This is a genomic window from Pseudomonas sp. BP01 (assembly GCF_022760795.1).
GTDB lineage: Bacteria > Pseudomonadota > Gammaproteobacteria > Pseudomonadales > Pseudomonadaceae > Aquipseudomonas > Aquipseudomonas putida_Q.
This window is the reverse complement of the sequence record NZ_JAFBKA010000030.1, coordinates 25,037-37,172: the sequence shown is the minus strand read 5'-3', so window position 1 is coordinate 37,172 and position 12,136 is coordinate 25,037. Positions and strand designations below refer to the sequence as shown.

At 64.9% G+C, this 12,136-nt stretch carries 13 protein-coding genes and 1 other RNA gene; 7 read left to right on the top strand and 7 right to left on the bottom strand.

Annotation, left to right across the window (positions count from 1 at the left end):
* The 3 genes from rbbA to JOY50_RS22480 all read right to left on the bottom strand — a co-directional run bounded on the left by rbbA (position 1) and on the right by JOY50_RS22480 (position 4,222).
* Positions 1-2,721, bottom strand: a complete 2,721-nt coding sequence (rbbA, locus tag JOY50_RS22490) for a ribosome-associated ATPase/putative transporter RbbA (protein ID WP_243055873.1) — start codon at positions 2,719-2,721, stop codon at positions 1-3.
* The gene (locus JOY50_RS22485) at positions 2,718-3,677 is read right to left on the bottom strand and encodes an HlyD family secretion protein (protein WP_132844798.1); all 960 of its coding nucleotides are present in this window, start codon (positions 3,675-3,677) and stop codon (positions 2,718-2,720) included. The genes rbbA and JOY50_RS22485 overlap by 4 nt, the downstream gene beginning before the upstream one ends.
* A 95-nt stretch (positions 3,678-3,772) precedes the next feature.
* Complete coding sequence (locus JOY50_RS22480) at positions 3,773-4,222, bottom strand: EVE domain-containing protein (RefSeq protein WP_019470969.1); 450 nt, start codon at positions 4,220-4,222, stop codon at positions 3,773-3,775.
* A 179-nt stretch (positions 4,223-4,401) separates the two neighbouring features.
* Between JOY50_RS22480 and JOY50_RS22475 the strand changes: the two genes are divergently transcribed.
* Positions 4,402-4,554 (top strand): hypothetical protein, encoded by a 153-nt coding sequence (locus JOY50_RS22475; RefSeq protein WP_019470968.1) that lies wholly within the window; start codon positions 4,402-4,404, stop codon positions 4,552-4,554.
* A gap of 18 nt (positions 4,555-4,572) precedes the next feature.
* Here the strand turns inward: JOY50_RS22475 and JOY50_RS22470 are convergent, their stop codons facing one another.
* From JOY50_RS22470 to JOY50_RS22455, 4 genes are all read right to left on the bottom strand, one after another.
* Positions 4,573-5,181, bottom strand: a complete 609-nt coding sequence (locus tag JOY50_RS22470; RefSeq protein ID WP_026034408.1) for a 5-formyltetrahydrofolate cyclo-ligase — start codon at positions 5,179-5,181, stop codon at positions 4,573-4,575.
* Between the two features lie 85 nt (positions 5,182-5,266).
* A non-coding RNA gene (ssrS, locus tag JOY50_RS22465) (6S RNA) lies at positions 5,267-5,446 on the bottom strand.
* Positions 5,447-5,463: 17 nt separating this feature from the next.
* The gene (locus JOY50_RS22460) at positions 5,464-5,784 is read right to left on the bottom strand and encodes a cell division protein ZapA (RefSeq protein WP_019470966.1); all 321 of its coding nucleotides are present in this window, start codon (positions 5,782-5,784) and stop codon (positions 5,464-5,466) included.
* Complete coding sequence (locus tag JOY50_RS22455) at positions 5,781-5,963, bottom strand: TIGR02449 family protein (RefSeq protein ID WP_029886233.1); 183 nt, start codon at positions 5,961-5,963, stop codon at positions 5,781-5,783. Before JOY50_RS22455 ends, JOY50_RS22460 begins: the two co-directional genes overlap by 4 nt.
* Before the next feature lie 181 nt (positions 5,964-6,144).
* On the opposite strand from JOY50_RS22455, the gene JOY50_RS22450 reads away from it, so the two are divergent.
* The 6 genes from JOY50_RS22450 to JOY50_RS22425 all read left to right on the top strand — a co-directional run bounded on the left by JOY50_RS22450 (position 6,145) and on the right by JOY50_RS22425 (position 12,079).
* Complete coding sequence (locus tag JOY50_RS22450; protein WP_016489744.1) at positions 6,145-6,699, top strand: YecA family protein; 555 nt, start codon at positions 6,145-6,147, stop codon at positions 6,697-6,699.
* 21 nt (positions 6,700-6,720) lie between these two features.
* Entirely contained in the window at positions 6,721-8,055 is a 1,335-nt protein-coding gene (pepP, locus tag JOY50_RS22445; protein WP_132844800.1) for a Xaa-Pro aminopeptidase, read from the top strand.
* Positions 8,052-9,251 (top strand): 2-octaprenyl-6-methoxyphenyl hydroxylase, encoded by a 1,200-nt coding sequence (gene ubiH / locus JOY50_RS22440; protein WP_132844802.1) that lies wholly within the window; start codon positions 8,052-8,054, stop codon positions 9,249-9,251. The genes pepP and ubiH overlap by 4 nt, the downstream gene beginning before the upstream one ends.
* Complete coding sequence (locus JOY50_RS22435; protein ID WP_016489741.1) at positions 9,248-9,730, top strand: DUF4442 domain-containing protein; 483 nt, start codon at positions 9,248-9,250, stop codon at positions 9,728-9,730. Before ubiH ends, JOY50_RS22435 begins: the two co-directional genes overlap by 4 nt.
* A gap of 9 nt (positions 9,731-9,739) precedes the next feature.
* Entirely contained in the window at positions 9,740-10,957 is a 1,218-nt protein-coding gene (locus tag JOY50_RS22430) for a 2-octaprenyl-3-methyl-6-methoxy-1,4-benzoquinol hydroxylase (protein WP_165931635.1), read from the top strand.
* A 120-nt stretch (positions 10,958-11,077) separates the two neighbouring features.
* Positions 11,078-12,079 carry an extracellular solute-binding protein gene (locus JOY50_RS22425; RefSeq protein WP_243055871.1) on the top strand — a complete coding sequence of 334 codons (1,002 nt, stop codon included), beginning with the start codon at positions 11,078-11,080 and terminating at the stop codon, positions 12,077-12,079.
* The last annotated feature ends 57 nt before the right edge of the window (positions 12,080-12,136 follow it).

Sequence of the window (12,136 nt, the reverse complement as noted above, 5' to 3'; positions counted from 1 at the left end):
TCAGGCCTCCTGCTTCTTCAACATGGCCAGGCTCAGGCCGGTGAACCCAGCGAAGAAGCCCAGCAGGATCAGGCACTGCGGCCACAGCTCGCGCAGCCCCAGCGCCTTGGTGAAGGTGCCGACCGCGATGTCGAGAAAGTAGCCCGCCGGGAACAGCTGGCCCATCACCGCCGCTGCGCCGTCCAGCGACGAGCGTGGCACGATCAGCCCGGAAAACTGGATGGTCGGCAGGCTGGTGATGATCATGGTGCCCAGGATGGCCGCGATCTGGGTGCGGGTGAAGGCCGAGATCAACAGCCCCAGGCTGGTGGTGGCCAGCAGGTAGGCCACGCCACCACAGGCCAGGGCCAGCACGCTGCCCTTGAGCGGCACGGCGAACAGCCAGCAATTCATGGCCACCAGCAGCGCCAGGTTGACCAGGCTTACGACCAGGTAAGGCATTTGCTTGCCCAGCAGAAACTCCAGGCGGGTGAGGGGCGTGGCATAGAAGTTGGTGATGGAGCCGAGTTCTTTCTCGCGGACAATGCCCAGCGCGGTGAGCATGGCCGGAATGAAGGCCAGGATCAGCGCCATCACGCCCGGGCCGATGGCATTCACGCTGACCACGTCCTGGTTGTAGCGAAAACGCGTTTCCAGGCGCACCAGGTCCTGGCGCGGCTGCGGCTGGGGGCTGGCCTTTGCCAGTTGCTCAAGGTTGGCCTGGTGCACGGCTTCCACGTAGTTGCGGCTGGTTTCTGCGCGGAACGGCATGCCGCCGTCGAGCCAGGCCGCCACCACCGGTTGGCGGCCGGCGTACAGGTCGCGACCGAAGCCGGGCGGAATCTCCAGCGCCAGTTTGATTTCCGAGCGCTGCAGGCGCTGGTGCATCTCGCGGCTGTCACGGATCGGCGCCTGTTCGGCAAAATAGCGTGAGCCCCGGAAGGCTTCGAGGTAGGCGCGGCTTTGTGGGCTCTGGTCCTGATCGTGCACGGCGAAGGCAAGGTTTTCCACATCCAGCGAAATGCCGTAGCCGAAGATCACCATCATGAACAACGCGCCTGCCAGGGCGAAGGCCAGGCGCACCTTGTCGCGCAGCAGTTCCTTGCCCTCGCGGCTGGCCACCGCCAGCAGGCGGCGCAGGCTGAAGCCCTGGCGCAGTGGCGGGGCGGCCGTGGCTGGCTGCTCCAGCACGGCGTTGTCCGTGGCTGGCGGCGCGAGCTCCTGGGCCTGCTCCAGGCAGCGCACGAACGCGTCCTCCAAAGTGTCACCGTCGTACTGGTGCTGCAGGGCATCGGGTGTGTCGCAGGCCAGTACCCGTCCGGCATGCATCAACGAGATGCGGTCGCAGCGCTGGGCTTCGTTCATGAAGTGGGTGGAGAGGAAAATGGTCACGCCCTGTTCGCGTGACAATTCCACCAACAGGCGCCAGAAGTCGTCGCGAGCGGCCGGATCGACGCCGGAGGTTGGCTCATCAAGGATCAGCACTTCCGGGCGATGCAGCACCGCCACCGCCAGTGACAGGCGCTGGCGCAGGCCAAGGGGCAGGGCGCCGGACGGCTGGTCGGCGATAGCGGCCAGGTCGAAGCGCTCGACCAGCTCATCGATGCGCTGGGCGCTCCCGGCTTTGGGCAAGTCGAACAGGCGGGCATGCAAGGTCAGGTTCTGCCGGGTGCTGAGCTCGCCATACAGCGAGAAACTCTGCGACATGAAACCGACCCGTTTGCGCGTGGCCAGGTCACTGGCGTCCACCGGGCGCCCCAGCAGGCTGGCGCTGCCCTCGCTGGCCGGCATCAGCCCGGTGAGCACTTTCATGGTGGTCGTCTTGCCGCAGCCGTTGGAGCCGAGGAAGCCGAAGATCTCGCCACGGCCAATGGCGAAACTGACCTTGTTTACCGCTGTGAAGTCGCCAAAGCGCAGGGTCAGGTCGTGAGCCTCAATGGCGACCGGGCCATCTGTGGCCGGGCGCGGCGGGATGTGCAAGGGTTGATGCTGCGCCTTGCCCGCACCTTGGTAATGGGTGAAGGCGTCGTCCAGCTTGCCGCTGGGGGTGACTGCGGCCAGTTCGTGGCTTGGGCCTGCGGCCAGCAGTCGGCCGCCATCGAGCATCAGGCAATGCTCGAACTGTTCGGCTTCTTCCATGTAGGCGGTAGCCACCAGCAGGGTCAGTTGCGGGCGCTGTGCGCGAACCTGCTCGACCAGCTCCCAGAAGCGTCGCCGCGACAGCGGGTCGACGCCGGTGGTGGGTTCGTCGAGGATCAGCAGGTCCGGCTCGTGGATCAGCGCGCAGCACAGGCCCAGCTTCTGCTTCATGCCACCTGACAGCTTGCCAGCCGGGCGCTCGGCAAAGCGCTGCAGGTCGGTGGCCTGCAACAGGTTGGCCATGCGCTGTTCGCACTCGCGGCGGCCCAGGCCGAACAGTGTGGCAAAAAAGCGTATGTTCTCGCTGATCGACAGCTCCGGGTACAGGTTGTTGCCAAGCCCCTGTGGCATGAACGCCACTTTCGGGTACAGCGCCGCGCGATGACGGCGCTGGCGGATCGAGCCACCCAGCACCTGCAGCTCGCCCTGTTGCAGGCGTTTGACCCCTGCAATCAACCCCAGCAAGGTCGATTTGCCCGCGCCATCAGGGCCGATAAGCGCGCAACGGGTGCCCGCAGGCAGGCTGAAGCCGAGGGTGTGCAGGGCCACCAGGTCGCCGTAGCGGTGGCGGATGCCCTCGGCCAGCAGTGCCGGGGCGTTCATTGCAGGTTGGCCGGCCAGTCCACCTCAGCCGTGCGCACATAGCCGGCGCCTGGCATACCCGGTTTTGCTTGTGGCACTGCGCCGGGGTCGGTCAGGCGAAGCTTGACCCGGAATACCAGCTTTTGCCGCTCGTCGCGGGTTTCGACCTGTTTGGGGGTGAACTGGGCCTTGGCTGCGACAAAGGCCACCTTGGCCGGCAGAGCGCGTTCGGGCAGGGCGTCCAGCACGATGCGCGCCTGGTCACCTACGGTCAGCTGGCCACTGGCGGCGGCCGGCAGATACAGGTTCATGTACTGGTCGCTAGGGTCGATCAGCATCAGCACGCGGCCGCCGGCACCCAGCACTTCACCGGGCTCGGCCAGGCGCAGCTGAATGATGCCGTTGATGGGCGCCCGCAGGCTGCTGTCGTCGATTTCGCTGGTGAGCTGGGCGACCTGGGCTTGGGCGGCGCCGATGGCGGCCTTGATCGCTGCCAGCTGGGCGCGGGCGGCGACCACGGCGGCGTTGGCGGTGTCAAAGCGTGCCTGTTGCTGGTCGAGCAACTGTTGGCTGGCGTACTTGCGCTGGAAAATTTCGCGCACGCGCTTGAGTTCCTGGCTGGCCAGCAACAGTTCGCTTTGCCGCAGCTGCACACTTGCCTGGGCAGCGGCGTAGTTTTCCCGGGCGCGCAGCACTTCGGCTTCGGCCTGGGTGCGCTGGGCTTGCATGGTGCGGGTGTCGATACGTGCCAGCAGCTGGCCGCGGGTGACTTTGTCGCCTTCGTCGACCAGCACTTCGGCCAGGCGGCCGGGGATTTTACTGGCGATCTGTACTTCGGTGGCTTCGAGCCGGCCGTTGCCCATGCTCAGGCCTTCGGGCAGCTGGTCGTGGAGCGACTTCCAGTACCCCAGCCCTGCGGCTGCAGCGAGCAGTGCGATCAGCGCGGCGGCGAATATTCTGGGGGCGTATCGGTTCATCGTTCTGCATCCTTGCGCTCATCCACACTACATAATGGCGCGGGGCCATTCGTGGCGTGTTGATATCGGTCAAACCCTTGACCTTAGCCACTGTTTCAACGCAGCGCGACAATCACCGCCCATTGCTCGGGGGTGACCGGCATCACCGACAGGCGGCTGCCCTTTTGCACCAGCGGCAACTCGGCCAGGCCGGCCTGCTGCTTCAGCCAGCCCAGCTCCAGTACCCGTGGCAGGGTTTGCACATGGGCCACATCCACCGCGCTCCACGGGTTCTTGTCGGCCGTGGCCTTGGCGTCGTAGTAGTGGCTTTGTGGGTCCAGCGCGGTGGGGTCGGGGTAGGCCGCACGGGTGATTCTGGCAATACCGGCAATGCCCGGTTGCGGGCAGCTGGAGTGATAAAAGAAGAATTCGTCACCCACGTTCATGGCCCGCAGGAAATTACGCGCCTGATAATTGCGCACGCCGTCCCAGCGCGCTTCGCCCAGGCGGCTGAGGCCTTCGATGGAGAGTTCGTCGGGCTCGGATTTCATCAGCCAGTAGGCCATGGATGCTGCTCCTGAAAAGGTTTGAAATAACCTGTTGCACGAAACCGACAGCCGGTTGGCGTCAAGGTTTGCTTGCGGACGCAGGTTGTCGGAAAATGCGCCCCGTTTAAAGCGCGACGCGCTGGCGATACCCTGAAAATCGCCGAGCACTGAACAGTTTGCCTGGGGGGCAATCTTCGATGAATCAACGCAAAAAGCCGGATCTGCTGTGGATCCTGGTGTTCATTTTTGGCCTGGGTGTGGTCACTACCGGTTATGCGCAGGGTTTGTGGGAGCGCAAGCTGGACAACGCCTACCAGATGCCGGTCGACGCCAGCCAGCCACAACGTTGATGCCCCCGCTGGCGCCGCTCAACGCGGTGCCAGGTACCAGCTACGGTCCGAGACCGTCCCCTGCAGCGGTACATCCCAACTGGCCTGCGCCAGCCGCTCGACCTTCTGGCATTCGTGCGCCAGCCCCAGCAGCAACGGTTTTTTCCAGGTTTGCCGACGCGCCTGGTAGGCCAGGCTGCGATCATAAAAGCCGCCACCCATGCCCAGGCGCCCGCCCACTTCGTCAAAACCGACCAGCGGTAGCAGGATCAGGTCCAGCGCCCAGACCGGCCGCTGACGCCTGCGGTCCGTGACCGGCTCGGGAATACGAAAGCGGTTGGGCTTGAGCTTTTCGCCCTGCTCGAACCGCTGGAACACCATGTGCGTGCGCGGCCAGGCGTGCAGCACCGGCAGGTAGGTGCGTTTGCCGCGACGCTGGGCTTCGCGCATCAGCAGGCCAGGGTCGATTTCGCCGTCGTTGGGCAGGTACAAGGCAATATGCCGGGCGCGGCGGAACAATGGGTGTTGCGCCAGCTGGCGGTACAGGCCGAGGGTGGCCTGGCGTTGCTGGGCAGGGGTGAGGGCGCGGCGGGCATTGCGAAGCAGGCGACGGAGCTGGGGGCGGGTGAGCGGCGCGGTGTCGGTCATGGCACGGGCGATCCCAGGATTGCTGGCCGGCACTGGAAGGTCGGCCAAAACGAATTGCCCGCCTGAGGGGCGGGCAAAAAAATTCAGGCTCCCCGGTCAGACCGCTGTCGGTGTAGCCCTTGAACCCGAAAGTTCAAGGTGGAGATTGCAGGGGGCGTTAAGGCTTTCCGTCGGGCGGACATGCACACCGGCCCCAGCGTGCAACCCCCGTGGTTGTGCGTATCGGCTCAGGGACATAACCGACTGGCGCATCCACCAGGGAGTGGCGCCAGTATACCAATCTCAGCCAATTTTGGTATCCGTGTCGTCGGACAATGCCTTGTCTACCCGATCCAGCAGGTCGCGGACCTGTTCGCGGTTGGTGCCGCTGACCGGGGCATCGGTGCGGTCTTCCTGGCGGTGCAGCATTTCGTGGGTAATGTTCAACGCGGCCATGACCGCGATGCGGTCGGCGCCAATCACCTTGCCGCTGCTGCGGATCTCGCGCATCTTGCCGTCCAGGTAGCGCGCGGCGCTGACCAGGTTGTTGCGCTCTTCCGGCGGGCAGATGATCGAGTATTCTTTGTCGAGGATCTGCACGGTGACGCTATTGCTTGAACTCATGAGTCTTGCTCCAGAGCCTTGAGGCGTAAGATCATCGACTCGACCTTGCGCTTGGCGATCTCGTTCTTTTCGATGAGGTGGGCGCGCTCTTCGCGCCAGGATTTTTCCTGAGCTACTAGGAGTGCATTTTGCCGTTTTAGTTGCTCGACGCGTTCGATCAGCAACTCGAATCGGCTCATCAGTGCCTGAAGGTCGTTCTCTTGCGTGGGTTGCACTCGATTCGCTCCGTCGTTGAGTCACCTGGCGATGATGCCTCTCCCTGGGCCGCGACAGCCAGTGCCGATGGTCTTGGCGCGCCTGCCGGTGCTAGGATACAAGGTCTCCATTCTAGTCATTGCGCCGTCTGGCGCCTAGCTGCCCATGCCCAATACCCAATCGCCTTACATCGCCTTCGCCATGCTGCTCTCGAGCAATGGTCATCCTGTCACCCCGGCCGAACTGCACGGCCTTTTGATCGGCCGCAGCTGCGCCGGTGCCGGTTTCGACGCCGATGCCTGGCTGGCCGATGCCGCCCAGTTGCTGGAAACCGAGCCCGGTGACACCGTGCGCAACGCCCTGATCGGCCTGCAGGAAATGGTCAAGGGTGAGCTGACCAGCGACGACATGGCCATCGTCCTGCTGCTGCCTTCCGACGACGCCGCCCTGAGCGACCGCGCCACCGCGCTGGGCCAGTGGTGCCAAGGCTTCATTACCGGCTTTGGCCTGAATGCCGGCGGCAAGGACTTGTCTGACGAAGCCAAGGATGTGCTGCAGGACCTGGTGGCCATTTCCCAGGTACAGGAAGCCCTCGAAGAGTCCGAAGACGGCGAGAGCGACTACATGGAAGTCATGGAATACCTGCGCGTGGCGCCTCTGCTGCTGTTCTCCGAGCTGGCCAAGCCGGCCGCACCCGCGCCCAAGCCATCGCTGCACTGATCAACCGGGGGTAGTCTGCCCATGAGCCACATTCCCAAGGGCGAGTATGCCCGTCGGCGCAAGGCGCTGATGGCGCAGATGGTCCCCAACAGCATCGCCATCCTGCCCGCTGCCGCAGTTGCCATCCGCAACCGCGACGTCGAGCACGTATACCGCCAGGACAGCGACTTCCAGTACCTCAGCGGCTTTCCGGAGCCTGAGGCGGTCATTGCGCTGATCCCGGGGCGTGAACATGGCGAGTACGTGCTGTTTTGCCGTGAGCGCAACCCGGAGCGCGAGCTGTGGGACGGGCTGCGGGCCGGCCAGGAAGGCGCGGTGCGCGATTTCGGCGCCGACGATGCCTTCCCCATCACCGACATCGACGAGATCCTGCCGGGCCTGATCGAAGGCCGCGAGCGGGTGTACAGCGCCATGGGCAGCAACCCCGAGTTCGACCGGCGGCTGATGGACTGGATCAACGTGATCCGCTCCAAGGCCCGCCTGGGCGCCCAGCCGCCGAACGAGTTCGTTGCGCTGGATCATCTGCTGCACGACATGCGCCTGTATAAATCGGCAGCGGAAGTGAAGGTGATGCGTGCCGCTGCAGCCATCTCGGCACGGGCCCATGTGCGGGCCATGCAGGCGTGCCGGGCGGGGCTGCACGAATACAGCCTGGAAGCCGAACTGGACTATGAGTTCCGCAAGGGCGGCGCAAAGATGCCCGCCTACGGATCGATCGTCGCGGCCGGGCGCAATGGCTGCATCCTGCACTATCAGCAAAATGACGCCCCGCTCAAGGATGGCGACCTGGTACTGATCGACGCCGGTTGCGAAATCGACTGCTACGCCAGCGACATCACCCGCACCTTCCCGGTCAGCGGGCGCTTTTCGCCCGAGCAGAAGGCCATCTACGAACTGGTGCTCAAGGCCCAGGCCGCGGCGTTTGCCGAAATCGCCCCGGGCAAACACTGGAACCACGCCCACGAGGCGACCGTGAAGGTCATTACCCAAGGCTTGGTCGAGCTTGGCCTGCTTTCGGGCGAGGTGCAGGCGCTGATCGACAGCGAGGCCTATCGCGCCTTCTACATGCACCGTGCGGGGCATTGGCTGGGCATGGATGTGCACGACGTGGGCGAGTACAAGGTGGGTGGCGAGTGGCGTGTGCTGGAGCCCGGCATGGCGCTGACCGTCGAGCCGGGCATCTACATAGGCGCCGACAATCAGGCCGTGGCCAAGAAATGGCGCGGCATTGGTGTAAGGATCGAGGACGACGTGGTAGTGACCAGGCAAGGTTGTGAAATCCTGACTTCGGGCGTGCCGCGCACGGTTGCCGAGATCGAGGCGCTGATGCAGGCCGCCCGCAAGGACGCGGCATGAGTCGCGTGAACCTGGCGATCATTGGCGGTGGCCTGGTAGGCGCAAGCCTGGCGTTGGCCCTGCAGGCCGGGGCCAAGGCGCGCGGCTGGAAGATCTTGCTGATCGAGCCGTTCGCACCCGGTGACAGCTTCCAGCCCAGCTACGATGCGCGCTCCTCGGCGTTGTCGTTCGGCACCCAGCAGATCTACCAGCAGCAGGGCCTTTGGCAGGCCATCGGCCGGCGTGCCGAGCCGATCCGGCAAATTCACGTGTCCGACCGTGGTCGCTTCGGCGCCACCCGTCTGGATGCCCAGGAAGAAGGCGTACCGGCGCTGGGCTACGTGGTGGAAAACGCCTGGCTTGGCCAATGCTTGTGGCAAGGGCTGGACAGTGACGTGGTGAGCTGGCGCTGCCCGGCGGAAGTGACCTCGATGCAGGCGATCGAAGGCGGTTACCGCCTGGGGTTGAATGACGACACCCAGCTGGAATGCGACCTGGCGGTACTGGCCGACGGTGGCCGTTCCGGTTTGCGCGAGCAGTTGGGTATTCACGTGCGTCATACGCCGTACCAGCAGAGCGCATTGATCGCCAACATCACCCCGGGTGAGGCCCACGGTGGCCAGGCGTTCGAGCGCTTCACCGAAGAAGGCCCCATGGCCTTGCTGCCGTTGCCGGACAACCGCTGTGCACTGGTGTGGACCCGCCAGGGCATGGATGCGCGGCGTCTGGCCGACATCGACGAGCGCAGCTTCCTGCGCGAGCTGCAAGGCGTGTTTGGCTATCGCCTGGGCGCGTTGCGCCAGGTCGGCGCCCGGCACCTTTACCCCTTGTCGCTGATCGAGGCCCAGGAGCAGGTGCGGCCGCACCTGGTGGTCCTGGGTAATGCCGCGCACAGCCTGCACCCCATTGCCGGCCAGGGCTTCAACCTGTCGCTGCGCGATGTGCAGTCGCTGGCCGACGCATTGCTGGCCGGCCCGCAGCAGCCTGGCGACCTGGCCACGCTGCAGGCTTATGCCCAGCGCCAGCGCCTGGACCAGGCCATGACCATCGGCTTTTCCGACCAGGTCACCCGGTTGTTCGGCAGCAACCAGCCGTTGCTGGCCGCCGGGCGTAATTTGGGCCTGCTCGGGCTCGACCTGCTGCCGCCGGCCAAAAGCTGGTTCGCCCGCCAGGCCATGGGCCTGGGCACCCGCCCCGATCCGCGGGGGCAGGCATGAGCAACCCGCGTAAACTGGCACGCCGTGCGCGTATGTTGCGCTGGATGCTGAACCTCTACCCGCCGTACCTGGGGGCGGGCATCCGCGTGCAGTCCATCAGCCCCGACCTGCGCAGCGTCAAGGTGGCGATGAAGCTGACACGCTGGAACCGCAACTATGTCGGTACCCAGTTTGGCGGCAGCCTGTATTCGATGGTCGACCCTTTCTACATGTTGCTGCTGATCGAGCAGTTGGGCCGCGACTATATCGTCTGGGACAAGGCCGCCAGCATCGATTTCATCTCGCCGGGCAAAGGCCCGGTGTATGCCGAATTCCACGTTGATGACGCGCTGCTGGACGACATCCGCCAGCAGACCGCCACCGGCAAGAAGTGCCTGCCGCGATTGCAGGTCGATATCCGCGATGGCGCCGGCGAGCTGGTGGCGCGGGTCGATAAAACCCTATACGTGCGGCTCAAGCCGCAAGCGAGGCTGGCGTAAGGCATGGAAATGCGCGCAGATCTGTTGATTGTCGGTGCCGGTATGGTCGGCAGCGCACTGGCCCTGGCGTTGCGCCACAGTGGCTTGCAAATCCTCTTGCTCGATGGCGGCCCGCTGACGGTCAAGCCCTTCGACGCCCAGGCGCCGTTCGAACCACGTGTCAGCGCGCTGTCGGCGGCCAGCCAGCGCATCCTCGAGCGCCTCGGCGCGTGGGACGGCATCGCCCAGCGGCGTGCTACGCCGTATTCCGACATGCAGGTGTGGGATGGCAGCGGCACCGGGCAGATTCACTTCTCGGCCGCCAGCGTGCACGCCCAGGTGCTTGGCCATATCGTCGAGAACCGGGTGGTGCAGGATGGCCTGCTGGAGCGCCTGCACGACAGCGACATCGGCCTGCTGCCCAACGCGCGGCTGGAGCAGTTGCGTCGCTCGGGGGACGAGTGGTTGCTGACCCTGGCTGATGGCCGGCAACTGCGTGCACCGCTGGTGATCGCCGCCGACGGTGCCAATTCGGCGGTGCGGCGCCTGGCTGGCTGCGAAACCCGCGAATGGGATTACCTGCACCATGCCATCGTCACCAGCGTGCGCTGCAGTGCCGGGCACCAGGGCACGGCCTGGCAGCGCTTCACCGATGAGGGGCCGTTGGCGTTTCTGCCGTTGACCCGCGATGGCCAGCAAGATTGGTGCTCGATCGTGTGGTCGACCACCCCGGAGCATGCCGAGCAGTTGATGGCACTGGATGAAGCCGCCTTCCTGCAGGCCCTGGAGCGTGCTTTCGAGGGGCGCCTGGGGGACGTGCTGCAGGCCGACCCGCGGGTGTGCGTGCCGCTGCGCCAGCGCCACGCCAAGCGCTATGTGGATGAAGGCCTGGCCTTGATCGGCGATGCTGCGCACACCATCCACCCGCTGGCCGGGCAGGGCGTCAACCTGGGCTTCCTCGATGCTGCGGTGCTGGCCGAAGTGCTGGTCAATGCCTGCGAGCGCGGTGAGCGGCTGGCAGATGTGAAGGTGTTGAGCCGTTACGAGCGGCGGCGCATGCCGCACAACCTGGCGCTGATGGCGGCCATGGAGGGCTTTGAGCGGTTGTTCCAGGCCAACCCGCTGCCATTGCGCTGGTTGCGTAACAGCGGGTTGAAACTGGTGGAGCAGATGCCGGAGGCCAAGGCGGTATTCGTGCGCCAGGCGCTGGGTTTGAGTGGTGATCTGCCGGATCTGGCCAAAGCCTGAAGGCTGCTCCTGCAATGGGCGGTGCAAGCTCTGCAACATCCGGTAACTGCTAGGTAGATGAGTCGGAAAATGGGATTCACTACCATTCGCACCTCTCAAACGATCCGAGGAGTGCTTCCCATGTTGCCACGCAAGCCCCTACTGGCCGCCCTGGCCCTGACCCTGTTCGGTGGCACTGCCCAAGCGGCGGACGAAGTGGTGGTGTACTCCTCGCGCATCGACGAGCTGATCAAGCCGGTGTTCGATGCCTATACCGCCAAGACCGGGGTCAAGATCAAGTTCATCACCGACAAGGAAGCCCCGCTGATGCAGCGCATCAAGGCCGAGGGCGACAACGGCGTGGCCGACCTGCTGTTGACCGTCGATGCCGGCAACCTGTGGCAAGCCGAGCAGATGGGCATCCTGCAGCCGATCAAGTCCGACATCATCGACCAGAACATTCCGCCGCAGTACCGCGCCTCGTCCCATGACTGGACCGGCCTGAGCCTGCGCGCCCGCACCATCATCTACTCCACCGAGCGGGTCAAACCCGAGGAGTTGAGCACCTACGAAGCCCTGGCCGACAAACAGTGGGAAGGCCGCCTGTGCCTGCGCACGGCCAAGAAGGTGTACAACCAGTCGCTCACCGCCACCCTGATTGAAACCCATGGCGAGGCGAAGACCGAGCAGATCGTCAAAGGCTGGGTCAACAACCTGTCCACCGATGTGTTCTCCGATGACAACGCGGTGATCCAGGCCATCGAGGCCGGCCAGTGCGACGTGGGCGTGGTCAACACCTACTACTACGGGCGCCTGCACAAGCAGAACCCGAACCTGCCGGTGAAGATCTTCTGGCCCAACCAGGGTGACCGTGGCGTGCACGTCAACCTGTCGGGCATTGGCCTGACCAAGCACGCGCCTCACCCGGAAGCGGCGAAAAAGCTGGTGGAATGGATGACGGGCGACGAGGCGCAGAAGCTGTTCGCCGACATCAACCAGGAGTTCCCGGCCAACCCGAAGGTGAAGCCTTCCGAGGAAGTGGCGGCATGGGGGAGCTTCAAGGCTGACAGCATTCCGGTGGAAATTGCCGGCAAGCGGCAGGCTGAAGCCATCCGCTTGATGGATCGGGCTGGCTACAACTAAGCGCCAGGCCTTATCCTTCCGGGGCCTGCAAGGGCCTCTTCGCGGGCATGCCCGCTC

Excerpts from the sequence above, each read along its gene's own strand:
- JOY50_RS22425 (WP_243055871.1), top strand. The coding sequence starts at position 11,078 with ATGTTGCCACGCAAGCCCCTACTGGCCGCCCTGGCCCTGACCCTGTTC.
- JOY50_RS22450 (WP_016489744.1), top strand. The coding sequence starts at position 6,145 with ATGCCCAATACCCAATCGCCTTACATCGCCTTCGCCATGCTGCTCTCG.
- JOY50_RS22435 (WP_016489741.1), top strand. The coding sequence starts at position 9,248 with ATGAGCAACCCGCGTAAACTGGCACGCCGTGCGCGTATGTTGCGCTGG.
- JOY50_RS22455 (WP_029886233.1), bottom strand. The coding sequence starts at position 5,963 with ATGAGCCGATTCGAGTTGCTGATCGAACGCGTCGAGCAACTAAAACGG.
- JOY50_RS22470 (WP_026034408.1), bottom strand. The coding sequence starts at position 5,181 with ATGACCGACACCGCGCCGCTCACCCGCCCCCAGCTCCGTCGCCTGCTT.
- JOY50_RS22430 (WP_165931635.1), top strand. The coding sequence starts at position 9,740 with ATGCGCGCAGATCTGTTGATTGTCGGTGCCGGTATGGTCGGCAGCGCA.
- JOY50_RS22480 (WP_019470969.1), bottom strand. The coding sequence starts at position 4,222 with ATGGCCTACTGGCTGATGAAATCCGAGCCCGACGAACTCTCCATCGAA.
- JOY50_RS22475 (WP_019470968.1), top strand. The coding sequence starts at position 4,402 with ATGAATCAACGCAAAAAGCCGGATCTGCTGTGGATCCTGGTGTTCATT.
- ubiH (WP_132844802.1), top strand. The coding sequence starts at position 8,052 with ATGAGTCGCGTGAACCTGGCGATCATTGGCGGTGGCCTGGTAGGCGCA.
- pepP (WP_132844800.1), top strand. The coding sequence starts at position 6,721 with ATGAGCCACATTCCCAAGGGCGAGTATGCCCGTCGGCGCAAGGCGCTG.
- JOY50_RS22460 (WP_019470966.1), bottom strand. The coding sequence starts at position 5,784 with ATGAGTTCAAGCAATAGCGTCACCGTGCAGATCCTCGACAAAGAATAC.
- JOY50_RS22485 (WP_132844798.1), bottom strand. The coding sequence starts at position 3,677 with ATGAACCGATACGCCCCCAGAATATTCGCCGCCGCGCTGATCGCACTG.
- rbbA (WP_243055873.1), bottom strand. The coding sequence starts at position 2,721 with ATGAACGCCCCGGCACTGCTGGCCGAGGGCATCCGCCACCGCTACGGC.